Annotated in this window: 16 protein-coding genes and 2 pseudogenes; 17 read left to right on the top strand and 1 reads right to left on the bottom strand. The window is 62.4% G+C overall.

The window, feature by feature from the left end; translation table 11 throughout:
• Positions 1–38: 38 nt before the first annotated feature.
• The 13 genes from V1279_RS22920 (at position 39) to V1279_RS22860 (ending at position 14,819) form a co-directional block, all read left to right on the top strand.
• On the top strand, positions 39–1,127 hold the full coding sequence (locus V1279_RS22920; RefSeq protein WP_334440475.1) for a hypothetical protein: 1,089 nt from the start codon (positions 39–41) through the stop codon (positions 1,125–1,127).
• A gap of 19 nt (positions 1,128–1,146) precedes the next feature.
• On the top strand, positions 1,147–3,921 hold the full coding sequence (locus V1279_RS22915) for a xanthine dehydrogenase family protein molybdopterin-binding subunit (RefSeq protein WP_334440472.1): 2,775 nt from the start codon (positions 1,147–1,149) through the stop codon (positions 3,919–3,921).
• Positions 3,918–4,442: a (2Fe-2S)-binding protein gene (locus V1279_RS22910; RefSeq protein WP_334440470.1), complete on the top strand. Its 525-nt coding sequence runs from the start codon at positions 3,918–3,920 to the stop codon at positions 4,440–4,442. Before V1279_RS22915 ends, V1279_RS22910 begins: the two co-directional genes overlap by 4 nt.
• A 22-nt stretch (positions 4,443–4,464) precedes the next feature.
• Positions 4,465–5,082 (top strand): Isoquinoline 1-oxidoreductase subunit, encoded by a 618-nt coding sequence (locus tag V1279_RS22905; RefSeq protein WP_334440468.1) that lies wholly within the window; start codon positions 4,465–4,467, stop codon positions 5,080–5,082.
• A gap of 117 nt (positions 5,083–5,199) precedes the next feature.
• Positions 5,200–6,267 carry an ABC transporter substrate-binding protein gene (locus V1279_RS22900; protein ID WP_334440466.1) on the top strand — a complete coding sequence of 356 codons (1,068 nt, stop codon included), beginning with the start codon at positions 5,200–5,202 and terminating at the stop codon, positions 6,265–6,267.
• Positions 6,268–6,272: 5 nt separating this feature from the next.
• Positions 6,273–7,646: an MmgE/PrpD family protein gene (locus V1279_RS22895; protein ID WP_334446539.1), complete on the top strand. Its 1,374-nt coding sequence runs from the start codon at positions 6,273–6,275 to the stop codon at positions 7,644–7,646.
• 6 nt (positions 7,647–7,652) lie between these two features.
• The gene (locus tag V1279_RS22890) at positions 7,653–8,405 is read left to right on the top strand and encodes a 3-oxoacyl-ACP reductase family protein (protein ID WP_334440463.1); all 753 of its coding nucleotides are present in this window, start codon (positions 7,653–7,655) and stop codon (positions 8,403–8,405) included.
• A gap of 84 nt (positions 8,406–8,489) precedes the next feature.
• Positions 8,490–10,586, top strand: coding sequence for a molybdopterin-dependent oxidoreductase (locus V1279_RS22885; RefSeq protein ID WP_334440460.1), 2,097 nt, complete (start codon positions 8,490–8,492; stop codon positions 10,584–10,586).
• A 71-nt stretch (positions 10,587–10,657) separates the two neighbouring features.
• Positions 10,658–11,440, top strand: a complete 783-nt coding sequence (locus V1279_RS22880) for an enoyl-CoA hydratase/isomerase family protein (RefSeq protein WP_334440457.1) — start codon at positions 10,658–10,660, stop codon at positions 11,438–11,440.
• Positions 11,441–11,889: 449 nt separating this feature from the next.
• Complete coding sequence (locus tag V1279_RS22875) at positions 11,890–12,225, top strand: helix-turn-helix transcriptional regulator (RefSeq protein WP_334440454.1); 336 nt, start codon at positions 11,890–11,892, stop codon at positions 12,223–12,225.
• Positions 12,215–13,495, top strand: coding sequence for a type II toxin-antitoxin system HipA family toxin (locus tag V1279_RS22870; protein WP_334440451.1), 1,281 nt, complete (start codon positions 12,215–12,217; stop codon positions 13,493–13,495). Before V1279_RS22875 ends, V1279_RS22870 begins: the two co-directional genes overlap by 11 nt.
• A 184-nt stretch (positions 13,496–13,679) precedes the next feature.
• On the top strand, positions 13,680–14,123 hold the full coding sequence (locus V1279_RS22865; RefSeq protein WP_334440448.1) for a DUF2384 domain-containing protein: 444 nt from the start codon (positions 13,680–13,682) through the stop codon (positions 14,121–14,123).
• The gene (locus V1279_RS22860) at positions 14,124–14,819 is read left to right on the top strand and encodes an RES family NAD+ phosphorylase (RefSeq protein ID WP_334440446.1); all 696 of its coding nucleotides are present in this window, start codon (positions 14,124–14,126) and stop codon (positions 14,817–14,819) included.
• A 60-nt stretch (positions 14,820–14,879) separates the two neighbouring features.
• Here V1279_RS22860 and V1279_RS22855 read toward each other — a convergent pair.
• Positions 14,880–15,158, bottom strand: a pseudogene (locus V1279_RS22855) (SOS response-associated peptidase); the annotation flags it as partial.
• A 121-nt stretch (positions 15,159–15,279) separates the two neighbouring features.
• Between V1279_RS22855 and V1279_RS22850 the strand changes: the two are divergent.
• The 4 genes and pseudogenes from V1279_RS22850 (at position 15,280) to V1279_RS22835 (ending at position 21,848) form a co-directional block, all read left to right on the top strand.
• Complete coding sequence (locus V1279_RS22850) at positions 15,280–15,777, top strand: thermonuclease family protein (RefSeq protein ID WP_334446537.1); 498 nt, start codon at positions 15,280–15,282, stop codon at positions 15,775–15,777.
• 1,092 nt (positions 15,778–16,869) lie between these two features.
• Positions 16,870–17,832, top strand: a complete 963-nt coding sequence (locus tag V1279_RS22845; protein ID WP_334440443.1) for an ArdC family protein — start codon at positions 16,870–16,872, stop codon at positions 17,830–17,832.
• Positions 17,833–18,015: 183 nt separating this feature from the next.
• A pseudogene (locus V1279_RS22840) lies at positions 18,016–20,784 on the top strand (strawberry notch family protein); the annotation flags it as partial.
• The gene (locus V1279_RS22835) at positions 20,784–21,848 is read left to right on the top strand and encodes a DUF7146 domain-containing protein (protein WP_334440441.1); all 1,065 of its coding nucleotides are present in this window, start codon (positions 20,784–20,786) and stop codon (positions 21,846–21,848) included. The pseudogene V1279_RS22840 and the gene V1279_RS22835, both read left to right, overlap by 1 nt.
• The last annotated feature ends 24 nt before the right edge of the window (positions 21,849–21,872 follow it).

The following is a 21,872-nucleotide window of genomic DNA, read 5'->3' as shown; positions in this document are numbered from 1 at the left end:
GGGCTCATACAAAGCCACGGCGCCACAAGGAGCGTGACATGAAGATCTCCCCCTGCCTTGCTGTCGTTGCGATCCTGCTCTCGGGCGGTAGCATCGCCGGTGCCCAGACCCTGCCGGCCTATATGGCGCCGATTGCCGGCAAGACCGCCGCAACATCTTCTGACATAGCAACCAAGGATATGCTGGCCCTCAACACCGGCATGTTCGAGCTCTATGGCGATGCAGCAAAGATTTTCCAGAAGAACATCCTGAGCAAGCACCCGGTGATCCTCGGCCTGTTTTCAGGCGCCGGCGGCCGGATGATCCTCTATCGGCCGGGTATGGCGCCGATCGACGCGCCGCAGGTGCCGATCGTGTATCAATTGCTCAAGTCGGTCGGCCACAGCACGATGGCGCTGGCCCAGGTCGTCGGTCCCTACATCGATAGCCCCGATAACAAGTCCTGGCGCGGCTCGATGCTGGCCTATCGCAGCCGCATGCAGTCGGCGCTCGACGGCCTCGATGCGACACCGATGGAGCCGGGCTGGCGCGACAACAACCGCACCATCCTGCAGAACAACATCGCCTTCATGGACGAATGCGTTGCCAAAGGCGTCATTCCTTTCGCCGCGCTCGAAGCTTTCGGCAAGAAACAGGCGCCATATCTGGCAAAGAACGTGGCCTGGGCGGCCCAGACGCAGGTCGCGCACTGGATGACGGTGCTGGCCGAGTGGAAGGCGCAGCTCGGCGCCGACTGGGACAAGACATACGCGGCGAGCAACACGATCTACGTCGCGCGCCAGAACAACGTGCTGTTCAGCGTGCTAGCGCAGTTCTTCGGCGCCGACGCCATCAACAACCGCTTGCTGTTGATCGAGACGATTTCCTTCACGACCACGCCGGCCGACATGCTGGAATCGCTGACCCGCATCATCGCGGATCGCTCGGTAGGTGCACTGTTCTTCGGCAATTACCATCTGATGGATTATGAGTTGATGGGCGGCGACGCTCGCGCGGCGATCATCGCCGAGACCGGCAAGCGCGGCATGAAACCGTTCCTGCCGCCCGTCGTTCCCTTTGGTTCGAAGCAATGGCCGACACTGGTCACGTCGGGGCCGGGGCCAGCGACCATCACGGATCTTAAGTAATTCCGGCAAAGGTGAGAGCATGCGGCCTTCGCGGCGCGAGTTTCTGAATTGGGTGTCGGCGGGCGGCATCGCGCTCAGCCTGTCGCGTTTGGGGTCGGCGGAAGCCGCCGGCTTGCCGCCGCGCGCGTCCCTTCCGGGGCGGGCGAACTGGAACCCGGCGGCCGATGGCGCGGGCCGGGTCGATGGCGTGGCCAAGGTGACCGGCGCGAAGCTTTACGTATCCGATTTCCGCGCGGCAGACCTTCCGGGCTGGCCAAAAAATACCTCGCGCGCGATGCTGATCCGCGCGCCTGATGCCACACACGTCTACATTGGGATGGATCTCGCGCGGCTCAGCGGCGCCCTCAAGCCATCGGCGGTGGTGACATCAGCCGATCTCGACAGGATCGGCACGCGCGTTCCGGGATTCTACACCGGCGATCTGTTCTGCCCGCTCGGCAAGACACCGCTCTATTTGGGGCAGCCAGTCGCACTGTTGGTCTTCGAGACGTTCGACGCCTTCGATCAGGCGCGCCTCGCATTGCGCGATGGAACATTTGTGAGGTTCGGCGAGGAGACCGGCCCCGTTACGATGCCGGCCTATGGCGCGTTTCGGTTCACACGCGTCGCCGGTGCGACGCCGGACGCGCCCGACGTCTATTCGCCGATCCAGGCCGGTTGGGTCAGCCCCGGACGCTCCCAGAACTCGCCGCTGCCGATATGGTCGCCGGCCGCAAAGGACACCGAGGCTTCCTATGCCAAGGCCGCGATCCATGGCGAACAGATCCGCGCTGAACTCGCGGCCAAAAATCCGAATCTTTTGGTGCTCGATCGCGAGTTCGAGACGCAATCGGTCGATCCGATGTTTCTCGAACCGGAATCCGGTCTCGCCTGGTACGACAGGAAGGACGGCAGCCTCGAGCTGGTGCTGGGCGTGCAGTCGCCCTACGAGGCGGCAGACTCGATCGCACATCTGCTCGGCGAAGCCCGCGCTCCCTTCAAGCCGGCGCGGATCAATACCCAGTTCACCCATATGGGCGGCGGCTTCGGCGGACGCGATCACACGCCGTTTGTGCTGTATGTGGCGCTGGCGGCGATGTTCGTTCCCGGTCATCCGGTCCGGCTGGCGCATGATCGCTATCAGCAATTTCAGGGCGGCATCAAGCGTCATGCCTTCAAGATGCGTTCACGCATTGGCGTCGATCGCTCAACCGGCAAGATCCAGGCCTTTGCCGCGGACCATGTCCTTGACGGTGGTGGGCTGGCGAATTTTTCACCTAACGTAGCCACCGTCGGTGCGACCGCAGCAATTGGCATCTATGACGTTCCAAAGGTCGATGTGACTACGGTCGCGCTGCATTCGCGCGGCGTGACCGCGGGATCGATGCGCGGTTACGGCACGCTGCAGACGATGACCGCGCTCGAAGTGCTGGTTGATGAAGTCGCAACCGCTTTGCCGCTCGACCCGATCGAGTTCCGGCGGCGCAATGCGCTCGCGCCAAAGGGCCGGACCATGACCGGCAATCCCTACAGCGTTTCGGTCCGCACGTCGGAAATTCTCGACAAGCTCGAGAAGCATCCGATCTGGCAGCAGCGTGCGCAGCAGAAATCGGCTGCGCCGCAAGGAGTGCTCGTCGGCACCGGCGTTGCCTGCGTCACCAAGGACTATGGCACCGGCGCCGATTGTTCGCTGGGGCGTGTCGAACTATCTGCCGACGGCAAGATCACGATCTATTGCGATCATACCGAGATGGGCAACGGCATCGGTACCGCACTCGCGAACCGGGTCGCGCTCCACCTCGGCGCGGTCGCCGACGAAGTCTCGGTGGCGCGGGTCGATACCTATGACGCGCTCGGATTGGTCACGTCGGGCGATTCCTACACGATGGACCAGAAGACGCAGGACGCCGCGGAGAAAAATCCGCGCTGGGTGCCCGCCATCAGCTCGGCGACCAGCGCCTCGATTGGCGCGCATGTCGGCACGCACTCGGCTGCCGAAGCCGCGCGCGTCATCTTCCGTTTTGGGCTGTGGCCGGCGGCGCTGGAACTATGGCGCATCGCGCCGAACGATCCGCGCGCAAAGGATTTTGCGAAAGCGCAGTGGAAGGACGGCCAGCTCATCGTATCCGGTCTTGCGCCACTGCCGCTGCCGGCCCTCGCCGCAAGAGCGCATGCGCGCAATCTCGTAACCGGCGCCGTGGCCCACAGTTTTTCCCGCTGGGCATGGTCGCGCGCGCGTTTTCCCCTTTTTGGCGAACAGTATCGCGCCGAGATCGACGCGCTGGCCTTGCGCAGGGGCAACGGCAAGTTCGAGCGCATCAACCGCGTCAGCGTCAAATTTCCGCCGACCGACAACAACCGGATCGGCACGACCTATACGTCGATGTGCGGCACGCTGGTCCGCATCGAGATCGAGCGCGCCACCGGCGCTCTGCGTATCGCCAAGGCCTACAGCGTGTTCGAATGCGGCAAGGCGCTGGTGCCCGAGGTGGTGCTGGGCCAGGCGCAGGGTGGCTTTGCGATGGGTGTCGGCTATGCCTTGCTCGAGACGCTACCGCCTTATGAGGGGGGCCCGGGCAACGGGCAGTGGAATCTCGGGCAATACCTCGTCGCGCGCGGATCGGATCTGCCGCTGCACGACCTCGAAATCGAAATGCTGCCGCCGCTGACGCCGGACGAGCCACCAAAGGGCATGGCGGAAGTCGTCATGGTTCCGGTGGTGCCCGCCATCCTGAATGCGATTTTCGACGCAACCGGCCGCCGGTTTCAGTCGCTGCCGGTGACGGCAAGCCTGCTCAAGGGAGTTTTGGCGTGACCAGATTGAGCCTCACGATCAACGGCCGGGCGTACGGACCGGTTGAGGTGCGCGACGAACTCTCGATGAACGATTTCCTGCGCGAGTATCTCGGCATGACCGGCACCAAGTTCGGCTGCGGTGCCGCACAGTGCCTGAGTTGCGCGGTTATCGTCGATGATCCCGGTGGCACAAGTCATACGAGCCCGACCTGTATCGTCTCGGCGGCAAGCTTCGACGGCAAGACTATTCGCACCGTCGAAGGACATGCGAAGGGCGACGAACTAACCGCGCTGCAAAAGGCTTTCATCCGGCACTTCGCCTTCCAGTGCGGCTATTGCACCGCGGGCTTCCTCAACGAGGGTCAGGTGCTACTGGAGCGTCTGGCCAAGGCGCCCGTGAAGCGCGCTGATCTCGAAAGCACTATCGCTGATGCGCTCGATGGCCATATCTGCCGCTGCACCGGCTACATCAAATACCACGAGGCCGTGCGGGATGTGATCCTGGCGGATTCCAAACGCTATCTCGCGGCCAGCCAGTGAGCGGACGCCAGGGCCAATCGACATGAAATCGGAATTGCGGGTTCAGCTTGTGGTCGCCGTCGTGACAGTCGCGACGAGTGTGCTCACCGGCTACGCCGTTTCCGAGACCGCGCCGCAATCGCTTGCAAGCCCGGAAAGCTTTGCGTCGATATCGGATACGGACGCACGATCGGCGGCCATGTTCACCGAGCTTGGCAAGGTGCTGACCCATCCGCGCTGCACCAATTGCCATCCAGCGAGCGACAGGCCGCGGCAGGGCGACGAGGGCCGGCTGCACCAGCCGCCGGTGACGCGCGGCGCGGACGGCAATGGCCTTCCGACGATGCGCTGCTCGATTTGCCACAAGCATGCGAACTTCGAACCCGGCCGCATGCCGGGCCATCCGGAATGGCACCTCGCACCGCGCGAAATGGCGTGGGAGGGCAAGACGGTTGCCGAAATCTGCGCACAGCTCAAGGATCCCGCACGCAACGGTGGACGCAAACTCGAGGAACTCATCCATCACATCGGTGAAGATACGCTGGTCGGTTGGGCCTGGGCTCCGGGCGGGACGCGCAGCCCCGTGCCCGGCACGCAGAAGCAGGCCGGCGCCCTGGTCGAGGCGTGGGTGAAGACCGGAGCGGCCTGTCCTGCGCAGTAACATTTAGGCCTGGCTGCCATGGCCAGGCGTTGCCGGCGATGGACAGCGGGCAATCCATAGGAATAATGCGGGGGCTCAGGGGTACCTAACTTCGCCAACAGCGCGGGGAACGAAAACATGAAACACCCAGGGATTTCACGCCGCCATGTGCTGGCCGGCGCAGGCGCTGTTCTCGCAGGCGCAGCATTTCCCACGCGCGTCATGGCGGCTGCGCCGCCACCGGAAACCGTTACTCCGGCATTGATCGAGGCGGCGAAGAAGGAAGGCAAGGTCATCTATTACACCTCGACCGATTTGCCGGTCGCGGAGAAGCTGGCCAAGGCGTTCGAGGCGAAATATCCGGGGATAGCGGTGCGTGTCGAACGCACCGGCGCGGAGCGCCTCTTCCAGCGCATCGGCCAGGAATATTCCAGCAACATCCATGCCGTCGACGTGGTGAACTCGTCCGATGCCGCGCATTTCATCGTCTGGAAGCGCGACGGTATTCTGGCGCCTTATGTGCCGGAGGAGGTCGCAAAATTCTATCCGGCCGAGCACAAGGACCCCGATGGCCAGTTTGCGAGCTTCCGCGTCTGGCTCAGCATCATTGCCTACAACACCAATTTGGTGAAAGCGGAGGACGCGCCGAAGAGTTTTGCCGATTTGCTCGACCCCAAATGGAAGGGCAAGATCGTCAAGGCGCATCCGGGCTACAGCGGCACCATCATGACCGCGACCTACCAGATGCAGCGTGATCTGGGCTGGAGCTTCTTCGAACAGCTCGCCAGGCAGAACATCATGCAGGTGCAGTCATCGGCCGATCCGCCGAAGAAGCTCGATCTTGGCGAGCGCGCGGTGATGGCTGACGGCAACGAATACAACATCTTCCAGATGAAGGAGGCGGGGCGTCCGGTCGAGCCGGTTTATGCCGCGGAAGGATCGCCGCTGATCATCGGACCGAACGGTGTATTCAAGGATGCACCTAATCCGAATGCGGCAAGGCTATTCCAGTCGTTCAGTCTCAGCCGCGAGGCCCAGCAACTGATCATCGATGTCGGCGGCCTCCGCTCGGTGCATTCGCAAACCGTCGAGAAGGCGGGGCGCAAGTCGCTCAAGGACATCAAGACCATGAAGGACGACGCCGCGGCGGTCGAGAAGGAGAGCGAGTCGATCAAAGCGCGCTACACAAAAATCTTCCGCATTTGACCGATATGGCCTCGGGACTGCCCAGGATTTCGGTCGCCGAAACGCTGGCCGAAAAGGTCATCGCACTGAAGCCCGGCGCATTGCCGGCTGCAACCGCGCGCAAATGCGAAGACCTGTTGATCGATGTGGTCGGCCTGTGCGTCACTGCACGCAACGAGGACTACATCGCAAGCGCTTTGGCAGGTTGCGACGATGACGGCCCGTGCACGGCGATCGGGCACCAGCGCACACTGAATGCGGCAGGCGCCGCCTTCGTCAACGGCACCGCCGCGCATGGCGAGGATTTCGATGATACTTTTGAGGGCGGCCCGGTCCATGCAGGCGCCGTGATCGTGCCGGCGGTGCTCGCGGCCTGCGAGCGGCACAGTCCAGATGGCCGCATGGCGCTGTTCGGGATCGCCGTCGGCACCGAAGTGCTGTGCCGGTTGAGTCTCGTGGTGCCGAAGGCCGTTCACAAGACCGGTTTCCATCCGACAGCGGTCTTTGGCGCGATGGGCGCGGCCGCCGGTGTCGGCGCAGCGCTCGGCCTCAACGCCAGGCAGATCGTCGATGCGCTCGGCGTCGCCGGCAGCATGGCCGGCGGCATCATCGAATATCTCGCGGAAGGCGCCTGGACCAAACGGCTGCATGCCGGATGGGCGGCGCAATCGGGGATTCGCGCGGCGCTATTGGCGCGGGCAGGGTTCGTCGGGCCACGCACGGTGTTCGAGGGCGTGCACGGGTTGTTCCACGGCTTCGCGCACACCACGGAGGGCGATTACGATGCGCTGACCGGCGAATTCGGCACGCGCTGGGTGACGAACACGCTGGCCTTCAAGCCATATCCATGCGGGACCATGGCGCAGCCCTATATCGATTGCGCACGCCGGCTGGCCGCGCGCGGCATCAAACCCGAGGACGTCGCCGAGATCCTCTGCGAGGTGGCGGAGGGAACGGTGCACCGGCTATGGGAGCCGCTCGCCGACAAGCACCGTCCGCGCAACGGCTATGCCGCCAAGTTCGCGGTGCCTTATCTTTTGGCGACTGGATTCGTGCATGGCGGCGTCGGGCTCGGGGCGTTCACGGAAAGCGCGATCCGCGATGAGCGCGTGCTGGCGCTCGCCGCCAAAGTGACGTTCGTGATCGATCCGGACAACCCCTATCCTAACAATTACACCGGCCATATCCGAGCCACGCTCCGGGATGGCAGCGTGGTGGAAGAGCGGCAGCCATATCTGCGGGGCGGCGCGCAGGAGCCGCTGACGCGGCAGGACGTGATCGAAAAATTTTGGCTCAACGCCAAGCATGGCGGCTGGAGCGCTGCACAAAGCGATGCGGCGTTGAAAGTGATGGCGGGGCTGTATAGTGGCCGCATCGATCTCTCCTCATTGCGCGGGTAGCGGCTCATGACCCAGGAACTCGTAGGCAAGGTTGCTGTCGTCACCGGCGCTGGCCGCAATATCGGCCGCGCGATCGCCCTGACCCTGGCGGAAGGCGGCGCGCCCGTGGTGGTGAATGCGCGCAGCAACCGCGCCGAGGCGGACGCCGTCGCCCGCGAGATCGAGGCCGCCGGCGGCAAGGCGCTGGTTCATATCGGCGACGTCGCCGACGCCGGCGCGGTGCAGGCCATGGCAGATGCTGCAGTGAAGCAATTCGGCCGCATTGATATCCTCGTCAACAATGCGGCGCTGCGGCGCGAAAAGCCCTTTGCCGAGATGAACTACGCGGCGTGGCGCGAAATCCTCGATGTGACTCTTGATGGAACGTTCCACTGCGTGAAGGCCTGCTTGCCGGCTTTGCGAAAGTCCGGTGCCGGGACCATCGTCAACATCGGTGGCCTCAGCGCGCATACGGGTGCGAAGAATCGCGCGCATGTGGTGACAGCGAAGGCCGGTATCATCGGCTTCACCCGGGCGCTGGCCCACGATCTTGCCGATGACGGCATCACCGTGAACTGCGTGGTTCCCGGCCTTATCGGCACGCCACGGCCCAAGGACAAACCGGAGCCGGCGCACCATTTGATCCATCAGACCATCGCCGGCAATCGTGGCCTGCCGGAAGACGTCGCTGCAACCGTGCGTTTTCTGTGCGGGCCCGGCGCGCGCTACATCAACGGGCAGGCCATCCACACCAATGGCGGCGCCTATTTGGGCGCCTGATGCATGGCTAAAGGCCGTTTTTGCAGGTGCACTGCCGGACAAACCCTCTCGGCGACCGCGGCGTTTGATGTTACCTAGAAACGCATGAACCAGCACGCCAAGGTCGATATCCGCCACTCCACCTGTCCGCACGATTGTCCGTCGGCCTGCGCGCTCGACATCGAGGTGATCGACGGTCATTCGATTGGCCGGGTCCGCGGCTCCAAGCTGCAAACCTATACCGCCGGTGTCGTCTGCGCGAAGGTCGCGCGCTACGCCGAGCGCATTCATCACCCTGATCGGCTGCTCCATCCAATGCGCCGCACCGGCCCAAAGGGTTCGGGCCAGTTCGCGCGGATTTCCTGGGATGAGGCGCTCGATGAAATCGCCGCGCGCTTCGATCAGGCCGAGCGCGAATTCGGCGCCGAATCCGTCTGGCCCTACTACTACGCCGGCACCATGGGACTGGTCATGCGCGACGGCATCAATCGCCTTTCGCATGTGAAGAAGTATTCGCGCTTCTATTCGACCATTTGCGCCAACATTGCGCGTGTCGGCTTTGCCATCGGCACCGGCAAGATCGCCGGCGTCGATCCGCGCGAGATGGGTGTCTCCGATCTCGTCGTGATCTGGGGCACCAATCCGGTGAATACCCAAGTCAACGTGATGACGCACGCCTCGCGCGCCCGCAAGGAGCGGGGCGCGAAAATAGCGGCCATCGACATCTACAACAACGACACCATGAAGCAGGCCGATATCAAGATCATCCTGCGGCCGGGGACCGATGGCGCTTTCGCCTGCGGCGTCATGCACGCGCTGTTTCGCGAAGGTTACGCAGACCGTGCCTATATGGATCGCTACACCGATTGCCCTGACGAACTGGAAGCGCACCTGGCGATGCGCACGCCGGAATGGGCCTCAAGGATCTCCGGCGTGCCGGTGGAGGAAATCGAAGCTTTCGCCCGCCTCGTCGGCCAGACCAAGCGTACGTTCTTCCGCCTCGGCTACGGCTTCACCCGCAGCCGCAACGGCGCGGCGCAGATGCATGCCGCGCTATGCATCCCGGCGGTGACGGGCGCCTGGCAGTACGAAGGCGGCGGCGCGTTCTTCAACAATGCCGGGATCTGGAACTTCGACGAATCCATCATCGAGGGTCACGATGCGATCGATCGCACGACGCGCTGGCTCGACCAGTCCAAAATCGGCCGCATCCTGACTGGCGATGCCGACGCCCTGAAGGGCGGCGGTCCCGTCAAGGCGATGCTGATCCAGAACACTAACCCGGTGACGGTAGCACCCGAACAGGCGCTGGTACGTCAGGGCTTTGCGCGCGACGATCTGTTCGTCGCGGTGCATGAGCAGTTCATGACCGAGACAGCCGCCATGGCCGACATCGTGCTTCCGGCCACCATGTTCATGGAGCATGACGATCTCTATTATGGCGGCGGCCACCAGCATATTTCGGTGGGCGCGAAGCTGATTGATCCGCCCGGCGAGTGCCGTTCCAATCACGAGGTGCTGCAAGGCCTCGGCCGCCGTCTCAACGCCGTGCATCCCGGGTTTGAGATGACGCCGCGTGAGCTGATCGACGCGACGTTGAAGAAGAGCGGCCACGGCGATATCGAAACGCTGGAGGCCGATTTATGGCGCGACATCCAGCCGGATTTTCGCACCTCGCATTATCTCGACGGCTTCGCGCACGCGGACAGGCAATTCCACTTCAAGGCCGACTGGGCGAACCCGCCGTGGGGCAATCCGGGCCTGGGCCCTTGGGCAGAGATGCCCTCGCTACCTGATCACTGGACCATCATCGAGGAAGCGGATGAGAAGCATCCGTTCCGCTTAGCGACTTCGCCGTCGCGCAGCTATCTCAACACCAGTTTCAACGAGACGCCGGGGTCGCAGGCCCGCGAGGGTATGCCTTCGGTGATGATGCACCCGGAAGACGCTGCAAGCCTTTCGATCGCCGATGGCGACGCCGTGACGCTTGGAAACATGCGAGGCGAAACCACGCTGACCGTGAAATTGTTCGACGGCCTGCGCCGCGGCGTGCTGATCGCCGAGTCCATCCATCCGAACAAGGCCCATATCGGCGGCCGCGGCATCAACATGCTGACCGGGGCCGAAGCGGTTGCTCCGGTCGGCGGCGCGGCGTTCCATGACAACAAGGTCTGGGTCAGGAAGGCTGCGCCCGCAGCATAATTCCCGCTTGCAGTCCACCGCCATACTGCCGCAAATGATTGCCATTTCATGGCAAACAGGCGAGCGGGACAATGACTGATACGAGCAGCGTGATACGCGAGAAGCGCGGACAGGCGTTCTGGATTACCATCAACCGGCCGGACAAGCGCAACGCCATCAATGCCGATGTGGTTGCCGGCATCGCCCGCGGATATCGTGAAGCGCATGACGACAAGGATGTCCGCGTCATCGTGCTGACTGGCGCAGGGGGCAAGGCGTTTTGCGCCGGCGCCGACCTGCAGCACAGCGGCGCTGCCTTCGCGATGGATTATTCCAGGCCGAACGTCGACTACGCCGATCTGCTTCGGCTGTCGCAGAACGCCACCAAGCCCGCGATCGCACGTGTGGGCGGCGTCTGCATGGCCGGCGGCATGGGTCTGTTGTGCATGACCGACATGGCTGTCGCCGCCGATCACGTGATCTTTGGACTGCCCGAGGTGAAGGTTGGCGTATTCCCGATGCAGGTGTTGAGCCTGTTGCAGTCGATCGCGCCAAAGCGGCTGGTCAGCGAATGGTCGCTGACCGGCGAGCCGTTCGATGCGCACACGGCGCAGGCTGCCGGACTTCTGAACTACGTGGTGCCGCTGGCCGAGCTTGACGCCAAAGTCGACTGGCTGGTCAGCCGCATCGTCGACAAGTCGCCAACCGCGATCCGGCGCGGCAAATATGCGATGCGGGCGATCGCTTCGATGTCGTTCGACGAGAGCATCGCCTATACCGAAAGCCAGATCGCGTTGCTGGCGATGACGGAAGACGCCAAGGAGGGCCTCAAGGCCTTCGGCGAAAAGCGCAAACCATCGTGGCCGGGCAAATAGATCATTCCGAGAAGGGACCAGAGCTGCATTCCTCCGAACGTCCCCTTCTTCTCCACGCCTCGACGGGGCACGGCATCCCGCTTCGATCCCTCGCCCCATCATGAGTCGCTCGCCGGAGGCACTCGCCTTCGGGGCCCGCCGTCATTTCATGCCGGCGTCGCTATCACTGCCCCTCTGCGGGTGCCTTGTTAACCGGTCTCGCGACTGCAGTCGGTCCCGCGTCCCGCCGCGGTTCCCGCGTCGGCGCTATGCTGACGCTCCTGCGGCTGCCTCTTTCTCCGGCCTGCGCTTCGCTTCGGCGCGATTTCTCCAATCAAGCTGACACGCGACCCATAAATAGTCCATTTAAGGTAAAATGGTCCATTTATGAAGCAATAACTTGGACAATTTTGCGTTTTGTGCTATAAAAAGAGCACAGAGCCAAATATGCGCCGTTTATGGACCGCAAAATGTCGAAAGCCCAACGCCCTCTTTCTCCCTATGCCGCTGACGGGGTGGCCCTCCTTGGTCAGCTCATTCGCAAGGCGCGTATCGAACGCAAGCTCAAGGCCGTTGATGTGACCGACCGGGCAGGGATCTCGCGTGGTCTCCTGCGGCGCATCGAAACGGGTGATCCCGGATGCGCGATCGGGGCGGTCTTCGAAGTCGCAACAATAGTCGGCGTGCGACTATTCGATACCGATGAAGCAGCACTTTCAAAGGCGGTCGAGGCTAGTCGCGAAATAATGACGCTGCTGCCGAAATCGGTTCGAAATCCACGTGTCGAGGCCGACGATGACTTCTGACGCCAACTACACTCAGGCCTTTGTCTGGGTCTGGCTTCCGGATCAAACAGAACCCGTCGTCGCCGGCCTTCTATCGGCAAGTGGCAAGCAACTCGTATTCAACTACGGGCGAAGTTACCTCGCGCGCAAGGATGCCATTCCCCTCTACGAACCGGAATTGCCGCTGCGGAGCGGAATCTTGCCGCTCACGGCGGGGTTGAGCATGCCGAACTGTATTCGCGATGCGGCTCCCGACGCATGGGGCCGCCGCATCATCATCAATCGAAAATTCGGTGTGCAAAGCAAGAACGTCGATCCGGGTAGCATCGACGAGTTCACCTATCTGTTGGAATCCGGCTCAGACCGCATCGGCGCATTGGATTTTCAGGCATCCTCCGCGAATTACGTGGCACGAGAAGGAGCCGAGGTCCCTCTCCACGAACTCCTGAACGCCGCAGCGCTGGTGGAGAAGGGAGTTCCGCTCACGGCCGAGCTCGATCGGGCTCTTCTCCATGGAAGCTCGATCGGGGGGGCTCGCCCCAAGGCGACGATCACATCGGACAACAAGAAATTTGTTGCGAAGTTCTCATCGCAAAACGACCTCTACGGCGTCGTCAAAGCCGAGTACGTCGCCATGCGTCTGGCCTCCGAAGTTGGCCTGACCGTTGTCCCGGCGCACCTTAAGCGCGCAGCGGGAAAGGACGTTCTCCTTATCGAACGCTTTGATCGCGTGAAAGTGGAAGGAGGCTGGAGCCGGAAAGCCATGGTTTCTGCCCTCACGCTCCTTGAGCTCGACGAACTAATGGCCCGCTATGCCAGCTATGAGCAACTCGCGACCATCATTCGTCATCGGTTTCAGGCGCCAAGGGAAACGCTTAAAGAACTCTTTGCACGAATGCTGTTCAACATTCTCTGTGGAAATACCGATGACCATGCCCGCAATCACGCCGCTTTCTGGAACGGCAACGAACTGTCCTTGACCCCTGCCTATGATATCTGTCCGCAAAATCGGACGGGTGGGGAGGCAACGCAAGCCATGTTGATCATGGGCCAGGAGCGTACAAGCCAAATCGCTCTGTGCCTGAAAGCGGCGCCGCTATTTCTGATGAGCGACGCCGAGGCAACCCTGCTCGCGACCAAACAGGTCAAAACAATCAAGCAGCGCTGGTCTGCCGTCTGTGACGAGGCAAATCTGAGCAAGGTAGATCGAAATTTCCTCTGGCGCCGCCAGTTCTTGAACCCATTTGCCTTCCTGGAAGCGCCGAAAGCCCTGACCAAGTTGATTGACTAGAAATCATCTCGGACACGCTGCGCCTTCCGCCTGGGGCGGCTCAATGTCGAATAAGGCAAATGGAGTCCGAGTTTGGTTGCGAATTCCTATTTATTCACAATAGCTTAGAAGCTCCATTTCAAATGACTTGAAATTCCTGCCAATTGGCAGTATTTTGTCTGCCAAATGGCGGAGGCTCGCTTCAATGAATCAGGCAGCGGTTAGACCGGTGATAGACCCAGGGGTGGGGCAGTCAGTGCCGAACCTCTCGGATGCTTCCACGCGTGAACGACTGACGCCGTCTGCGGTCGACGGCATGGTTCGTCTTGCCGAAATCTGGCGTCTAACTGGGCCCGAGGTCTGCGCACTGCTCGGTGACGTGTCGGAACGAACCTGGTTCCGAATGAAGAAAGGTGAGTGGTCTGGCACGCTATCGCAGGACACGCTGACCAGGATCAGTGCGCTTATCGGCATCTTCAAGGGCCTTCGGTTGCTATTTTCCGAGCCCCTATCGGATGAATGGGTGCGGTTGCCCAACAAGGGGCCGCTCTATGGCAGCCGACGTCCACTCGATACGATGATAGAAGGCGGCATTCCGAGGATGCTGGAAGTGCGCCGGCATATCGACGCGCTACGCGGCGGTTTATGAATGCCCTTGCCACCAACGTTCAACCTGACACAGCGCGACACGGTGCGGCTGATCTCAACCGGTCGGCTCAAAGACCCGGTGTTGCTTCCGCTTGCTGCCAATCACGGCGCGCTTGAAGATCTAGCTGCGCTAGAGAGTGCTACAAATGGTCGCCTGGTCGCGCAGGAGACGGGGCTTCCGCAGCTAGATCCACGCGAACTCGTGTTTGGTCGGGCCGGCTTCACGTTCATCAACGCTGCGTTCACGCATACGCGCCCGGGCGGCAATCGTTTCAATGATGACGATCGCGGTGCCTGGTATTGCGCCTTCGATGGCGACACCGCGATTGGCGAGGTCTCCTATCACCTGACACGCGAACTCGAAGCTGTCGGTCGCTTTGAAAACATCACCGACTACGCCGAACTGATTGCCGACTTTTTTGGCCCATTTCACGATTTGCGTGATGTCGATGTCGAGGTCGACCCCGTCCTGCACAAGGACCCGGCAATTGCTTATCCGGCTGGCCAGAACCTGGCCCGACAGTTGCGGATCGATCACGCGAGCAACGGAATTATCTACCCCTCAATTCGGCACGCCAGGGGCACCTGTCTTGTTTGCTTTCGACCCGACCTTGTCCAGAATCTTCGGCAAGGTAGCATTTGGCGTCTCGAATGGCAGGGAGCGCCAACGCCGACTGTGACTCGTCAAGATCAATAGGGCCATCTTCGACATTGGCGTCGTGCTCGCTACTGCACCTTTCCATTCTGAGGGGACCCTTCAAGCTGCGGCTCTGTCCTCCTTCTCCGCGCCGCGTGCAATGATCTTCAGACCTGCCTCGGGTAGCAGTCGCTGCAATTCCCTTGCTTCATCCCAAGGTGCGCACATCCACGCATCGCGCTCTTCTTCCGTGGTCAGGATGACAGGCATCGCCTTAGGGTGGATCGACTCAACGATTGCATTCGGCGCAGATGTCAGAAATCCGTAGACAAGGTGAGGGCCGGGAATCGGTTTTGACTTCGTGCCGCGGTCACCTTTGAATTCCGTCCATAGCGCGGCCATCTGGTGCGGGTAAGCAAAACGAACATCACGACGGCTGAAGTCGATGAGCCTTGGTATCCGGGAGAGCAGCGTGATCGGCATTAGAGCAAGCGCGAGTGTTGGATTGTTCGCTGCATCGATGATCCTTGCCTTGAGCAACGCCGCATTGCCGACCGAATTGACGGGGCAGGCCAGCGTCATCGACGGCGACACGCTCGAAATTCTTGGGATGCGCGTTCGTCTTTGGGGGGTCGACGCGCCAGAAAGCACTCAACTATGCCGAGGCGCCGACAGCAATTTGTATCGATGTGGAGCAAAGGCCGCAAACGATCTTGATGCCTTCATTGCGCAGCGTCCGGCGAGCTGCAAGCCAGTCTCCCAGGACCAATACGAGCGGACCGTCGCGAAGTGTTTCGTCGGCGACATCGATCTCGGAGAGTGGCTGGTGCGCAATGGTCTCGCGCTCGATTGGCCTCAGTATTCGAGGGGGCAGTACGCGGTCGCGCAGCGCGCCGCCGATCGTGCCGGACGCGGGGTGTGGGCGGGCAGCTATGTCGAACCTTGGTTATATCGCGCGTGCATTCGGTTGGGCGGCCGTCCTGCCGGCTGTTCAGATGACGTGAATGCGCATCCTTGACCGGCATTTCGGAGACCAGCAGAAACTTGCGCTGGAACATCGCGTTGCAAGAAGATGCCAATCACCAGCCGCTGGTCCGGTCCGGGCGACTCAGGTTAAGCAAAGTTATTGATCAGTCCAATGCGCCAAGGGAATAAAATGGCTGCAGCTACTCGTGAACTACCCGCTCCTGGTTATGCGCTCGAAGTCGACGGCCGATTGAAAGCCGAATTCGCGACCAAAGATGGGGCTTGGGCGGGAGCAGAGGAGCTAAAGAAGCGTTTTCCCATGCTTCAGGTCAGAATCTACGACGCTCTGACAAAGGCCAGGGAGGAAGTCCCGCTTCCACGAGCCTAATTTTCTGTTCGCTCGTTTGCTGAGCGTGCGACCAATCGCCGTCATGAGCCGAACGGTATCGTTCGGACTAAATCACGTTCATGACTTGTGGCCGAAGTTGTTCTGCACCGATCAGGTAGGACGTGAGCGTTGCTGGCTAATGCCCAGCAAAATCCATTATGATCTTGACGCTTCGGATCATCACGCGTCCATCCGCAACAGCGCGCCGGAGTATCGTGCGTGCAAGCCGCACGGAGTGGGCGCGTCCGCTGGCCGCGGACCGGGCTCTCGTGCACCGAGCCGCAAGGCGTCTCGGCCATCCGGCTTCGATCCCTCGCGCGGTCATGAGTCGCTCGCCGGAGGCACTCGCCTTCGGGTCCCGCCGTCATTTCATTCCGGCGTCGCTATCACTGCCCCTCTGCGGGTGCCCTCTTAACCGGTCTCGCGACTGCAGTCGGTCCCGCGTCCCGCCGCGGTTTCCGCGTCGGCGCTATGCTGACGCTCCTGCGGCTGCCTCTTTTTGCTGCCTGCGCTTCGCTCCGGCGCTTTTCGGCGGCTCCCTGCGAGAATGGTCTTTCCGGCTGCGCTGAGGCCCCGCTTCGCGGGTCGTCACCCTTTGGCGTCCATCCCTGTCGAAAAGCCATGCGAATGCACAGTCCATTTCCCCCCGAAGTGCGTGGGGCGTCACCGCCGTTGAGAGTGAGAGTGCGGGCCGGGACTGCGCGACGGGTTGAAGATCGGAGGAGAGGCTTCCGGCGCCCGTCGCGGAGAACCGCGATGTCCAGACACCCCACACAAGTCGGCGACGGCAACGACCGCGCAGGCCTTTACACCGAAATCACCAACAAGATCATCGCCGAGCTGGAGGCCGGACGTGTCCCCTGGGTGCAGCCATGGGGGACGGCGGCGATCAAGGCGCCGCTCGCTATGCCGCGCAACGCCGCCACGCAGCGCCGCTATTCGGGGATCAATGTGCTGATCCTGTGGGGCGCCGTAGTTGAGCGCGGCTTCTCCGGACAGAGCTGGCTCACCTTTCGCCAGGCTCTCAGCCTCGGCGGCCATGTCAGGAAGGGTGAACGGGGAACGACCGTTGTCTATGCCGATCGCTTCACCCCGGAAGACGAACGTCGGCGCGCTGCGGAGGCCGGCGAGGAGCCGGGCGCCATCCCGTTTCTCAAGCGCTTTACCGTCTTCAACACCGATCAATGCGACGGGTTGCCTGCGGACATCGCGACCACCGCGCCGCCCCCGCTTCCCGGCGTGATCGAACCGACGGTTGAGGTCCTGATCAAGACGATCAGTATCGACTTCCGCATCGGCGGCAATCGTGCTTTCTATGCGCCGGCCGAAGATTACGTACAGGTGCCGCCGCCGGCGGCCTATTTCGAGCCGATCAATTGGCACCGCACCGCGCTCCATGAACTTTGCCATGCCAGCGGTCATCCCTCGCGCCTCAATCGCGATCTCGGCGGCGCCTACGGCACCAAGAAATATGCCTTCGAGGAACTGATCGCCGAACTGGGCGCTGCATTTTCCTGCGCGTCGCTCGGCATCGTGCCTACCGTGCGCCACGCCGACTATATCGGCTCATGGCTCGAGGTGCTGCGTGGAGACAACCGAGCGATTGTGCGGGCCGCGTCTTGCGCGAGCAAGGCCGCGGACTACCTGCTCGGATTCCTCCCCAAAATGACAATGGACGTCTCGACCCAGTGTGACGACGCGGATCAGGAGGCGGCGTGATCGCTTTCCGTCAACGCCGTCGAGAGGAAGAGGGCGGCGCGGAGCGCCACGACGGGTTGGAGGCCGAGAGAGAGGCTTTCGGCCGCCCGTCGTGGAGTAACCGACATGGCCAAGGCTGCCAAGAAGATCGTCTTCTCGCGATCGCGCTACATCCCGTTCAACAAGCTCCTGTTCAGGCGTCGACACTGGCTGAAGGGACGTCCCCGGGCAGTCTGGATCTCCAAGAGCGACAAGCTGATCGACGACGCGCAGCGAGACTGGTCCGCGCTCGGCATGGAGCCGCTCCTGGTTACACTGCTTTCGCGCTTCCGCCAGGGCACGTCGATCCGATTGTCGGAAGGCATCCTATTTACGACCTACGCTACGCTGCGGTCCGACGAGCGCGGCGAGAAGATTTCGCGCGTCCGGCAGATCGTCGAATGGTTGGGCTCCGACTCCGACGGGATGGTCGTTTTCGACGAGAGCCACGCGATGCAGAATGCCGTCGGCGGAAAGGGTGACCGCGGCGACCAGGCCGCCTCGCAGCAGGGGCGTGCGGGCCTGCGGCTCCAGCACGCCTTGCCCAATGCGCGCGTGGTCTACGTCTCAGCGACCGGCGCCACGACGGTCCACAACCTCGCCTATGCTCAGCGGCTTGGCCTCTGGGGCGGCGAAGACTTCCCGTTTGCGACGCGCGCTGAATTCGTCGAGGCGATCGAGGAGGGCGGCGTTGCGGCGATGGAGGTGCTGGCGCGCGATCTCAAGGCGCTCGGCCTCTATGCGGCGCGTTCACTTTCCTACGACGGCGTCGAATACGAGCTGGTTGAGCACGAACTCACGCCCGAGCAAATTCGCATCTACGACGCCTATGCCGGCGCGTTCAGAATTATTCACAACAATCTCGACGCGGCGATGCGGGCGGCGAACATCACCGGCGAGATGGGGACGCTGAACGCGCAGGCCAAGTCGGCGGCCCGGTCGGCGTTTGAATCCGCGAAGCAACGCTTCTTTGGCCATCTTCTCACCTCGATGAAGACGCCTTCCTTGATCCGCTCGATCGAGCAAGATCTTGAACAAGAACACGCAGCCGTCATCCAGATCGTCTCGACCGGCGAAGCGCTGATGGAGCGGCGGCTTGCAGAGATCCCAACCGAGGAGTGGGGCGACGTCCAGGTCGATATTACGCCGCGAGAATACGTGCTCGACTATCTCGCCCATTCCTTTCCGGTCCAATTGTACGAACCCTTCACCGACTCGGAAGGTAATCTTTCTTCCCGGCCCGTGTACCGCGACGGTCATCCGGTCGAGAGCCGGGAGGCCGTTAGCCGGTGCGACCGGCTGATCGAGAAGTTCGCCTCGCTCCCACCGGTGTCCGGCGCGCTCGACCAGATCGTCCAGCGCTTCGGTTCCGACATGGTAGCCAAAGTCACCGGACGCTCGCGCCGGATCATCCGCAAAAGCGAGCGCCTCATGGTTGAGAACCGCGCCGGGTCGGCGAACCTCGCCGAGACCGCGGCGTTCATGGATGACGTCAAGCGCATCCTCGTCTTCTCGGACGCCGGCGGGACGGGGCGCAGCTATCATGCCGAGTTGTCTGCCCGGAATCGGCGCCTCCGTGTGCACGACCTGCGCGAGCCCGGCTGGAAGGCGGATGCTGCGATCCAAGGTCTCGGCCGCACGAACAGGACCAACCAAGCGCAGCCGCCGCTGTTTCGTCCCATTGCAACCAATGTGAAAGCCGAGAAGCGCTTTCTCAGCACCATCGCGCGCCGGCTTGACACGCTCGGGGCGATCACCCGCGGTCAACGCCAGACCGGCGGGCAGGGGCTCTTCCGGCCCGAAGATAATCTCGAGAGCAGCTACGGGCGTGATGCTCTCCGCCAGCTTTACATGCTCCTGGTCCGGGGCAAGGTCGACGGCTGCTCCCTTCAGACGTTCGAGGATGCGACCGGGCTGAAGCTCACCGACTCCAACGGCATCAGGGATGACTTGCCGCCGATCACCACCTTCCTCAACCGCCTGCTGGCGCTGACCATCGACCTGCAAAACGTGCTGTTCACCGCCTTCGAGCAGTTGCTGACCGCTCGGATCGAAGGCGCCACGGCGTCCGGGATCTACGACCTCGGTCTGGAGACCCTCGGGGCCGAAAGCTTCGTGGTCACGGACCGCCGCGCGATCTACACCCATCCCGGTACCGGCGCGCAGACGTGGCTGCTCACCATTGCGCAGCGGGAGCGCAACCGGCCATTGACTCTAGATGACGCGCTCCGCCGTCTATCGGACCGCCGCGCCGTCCTGTTGGTCAACGAGCGCTCCGGCCGCGCCGCCGTGCAGGTCCCGGCGTCGAGCCTCATGCTCGATGACGGTGAGATCGAGCAACGCGTGCGGTTGATCCGGCCGATGGAAAGCCACGGTGTTCCGCTGAAGGCGATGGCGGAAAGCCATTGGATCGAGACCGATCGCGAGCGATTCGGCGCAGTCTGGCAAGCCGAGTTCTCCGAGGTGCCGGAGTTCACGAAGAGCACGATTCATGTCGTCGCCGGACTGCTCCTGCCGATCTGGAAGTGGCTGCCGAACGAGTCGACACCTGTTTATCGTCTCCAGACCGACGCCGGCGAGCGCATCATTGGGCGGAAGGTTTCGCCCGCCTGGGTCGCCAACACACTGATCGGGGAGCGGCCGGCGCTCAAACCCGAGGAAGCCTTCGCCGCGCTGCTCGAAGGTCGCACGGTTCTCGACCTCGCCGAAGGTTTGAAACTTAGGCGCGTGCGCGTCATGGGCGCTTATCGGATAGAGCTGTCTGACTTCAGCGACACCATGCGCGACCGCTTGTGCGCCTATGGACTCTTAAGTGAGATCATCTCCTGGAAGCTGCGCATGTTCGCGCCGACGGACGCCGGCGGCGTCGGCGTTCTCGCCAAAGTACTCGAACGCTATCCCGTCAACCGCGTTGGCGGACGGGAGGCCGCGTGATGCCCCGCGATGCTTCCGAACTCGCACGCTGTCTCGCGCGTGAGGCCGAGGGGGTATGCCGCCACTATCTCTCCAACGGCAAGCGCGAGGGGCGCTATTGGCTGGTGGGTGACGTCCAAAATACACCGGGCCGCTCCTTGTTTGTGCGACTCTACGAATCCCCGAAGGGGCCGGCGGGCAAGTGGACTGATGCTGCCACCGGCGAACATGGTGATTTGCTCGACATCATTCGCGAACGTCTTGGTCTCCACGATTTCCGCGATGTTGCCAACGAAGCGAGGCGATTTCTGAATCTGCCTCGTTCCGGCCCAGAGCTTGCCCAAAAAGCGGTTCGTCCAGCGGTGCAGCGCGGATCGCGAGAAGCGGCGAGACGCCTCTTTGCGATATCTCGGCCGACTGAGGGGACTCTCGTGGAGCTGTATCTGCACCGTCGGGGTATTGCCGAGCTGCACCACGGTGGCAGTCTCCGGTATCAGCCTCGCTGCTATTACCGGGGGGCCGATGAAGCGTCACCTCCTGAGATCTGGCCGGCAATGATCGCCTGCGTCAGCGATCTTGACGGCATTATCACTGGCGTCCACCGCACATGGCTCGATCCGGAGAGCTTTGATCCAAATCGGCTCGGCAAGGCGCCGATCGAAACGCCACGACGGGCGATGGGTGATCTACTCGGCAACGCAGTTCGCTTCGGTGTGGCGAGTGACGTGCTCATTGCGGGCGAGGGCATCGAGACCATGCTCTCGCTTGGCTGTGTGCTTCCGACCATGCCGATGGCGGCGGCACTCTCAGCCAACCACCTCGCGGCCCTGCTGCTCCCGCTGACGCTGCGACGCCTCTACATCGCTTGCGATGGGGATGCGGCCGGGATGGGCGCGGCGAGGACCTTGACGACGCGCGCGGAAGAGGCCGGCATCGAGGCGTTTCCACTGTCGCCCAGGCTCGGCGACTTTAACGAGGATCTTCGCACGTTAGGCGTTGAAGAACTTCGGGCAGCCACACGCGTACAGCTTCTGCCAGAGGACGTCGCCCGCTACCTTCCTCGATCTGCAACCGATACGGGGTAATGGCAGGCGATTTGAACTTGATAT

The sequence above is a fragment of the Bradyrhizobium sp. AZCC 1610 genome, from assembly GCF_036924515.1.
Taxonomy (GTDB): Bacteria; Pseudomonadota; Alphaproteobacteria; order Rhizobiales; family Xanthobacteraceae; genus Bradyrhizobium.
This window is presented reverse-complemented; position numbering and strand designations above follow the sequence as displayed.

Coding starts and splice junctions, on each gene's coding strand:
- V1279_RS22920 (WP_334440475.1), top strand. CDS start 39: ATGAAGATCTCCCCCTGCCTTGCTGTCGTTGCGATCCTGCTCTCGGGC.
- V1279_RS22915 (WP_334440472.1), top strand. CDS start 1,147: ATGCGGCCTTCGCGGCGCGAGTTTCTGAATTGGGTGTCGGCGGGCGGC.
- V1279_RS22905 (WP_334440468.1), top strand. CDS start 4,465: ATGAAATCGGAATTGCGGGTTCAGCTTGTGGTCGCCGTCGTGACAGTC.
- V1279_RS22900 (WP_334440466.1), top strand. CDS start 5,200: ATGAAACACCCAGGGATTTCACGCCGCCATGTGCTGGCCGGCGCAGGC.
- V1279_RS22895 (WP_334446539.1), top strand. CDS start 6,273: ATGGCCTCGGGACTGCCCAGGATTTCGGTCGCCGAAACGCTGGCCGAA.
- V1279_RS22890 (WP_334440463.1), top strand. CDS start 7,653: ATGACCCAGGAACTCGTAGGCAAGGTTGCTGTCGTCACCGGCGCTGGC.
- V1279_RS22885 (WP_334440460.1), top strand. CDS start 8,490: ATGAACCAGCACGCCAAGGTCGATATCCGCCACTCCACCTGTCCGCAC.
- V1279_RS22880 (WP_334440457.1), top strand. CDS start 10,658: ATGACTGATACGAGCAGCGTGATACGCGAGAAGCGCGGACAGGCGTTC.
- V1279_RS22875 (WP_334440454.1), top strand. CDS start 11,890: ATGTCGAAAGCCCAACGCCCTCTTTCTCCCTATGCCGCTGACGGGGTG.
- V1279_RS22870 (WP_334440451.1), top strand. CDS start 12,215: ATGACTTCTGACGCCAACTACACTCAGGCCTTTGTCTGGGTCTGGCTT.
- V1279_RS22865 (WP_334440448.1), top strand. CDS start 13,680: ATGAATCAGGCAGCGGTTAGACCGGTGATAGACCCAGGGGTGGGGCAG.
- V1279_RS22860 (WP_334440446.1), top strand. CDS start 14,124: ATGCCCTTGCCACCAACGTTCAACCTGACACAGCGCGACACGGTGCGG.
- V1279_RS22850 (WP_334446537.1), top strand. CDS start 15,280: ATGATCCTTGCCTTGAGCAACGCCGCATTGCCGACCGAATTGACGGGG.
- V1279_RS22845 (WP_334440443.1), top strand. CDS start 16,870: ATGTCCAGACACCCCACACAAGTCGGCGACGGCAACGACCGCGCAGGC.
- V1279_RS22835 (WP_334440441.1), top strand. CDS start 20,784: ATGCCCCGCGATGCTTCCGAACTCGCACGCTGTCTCGCGCGTGAGGCC.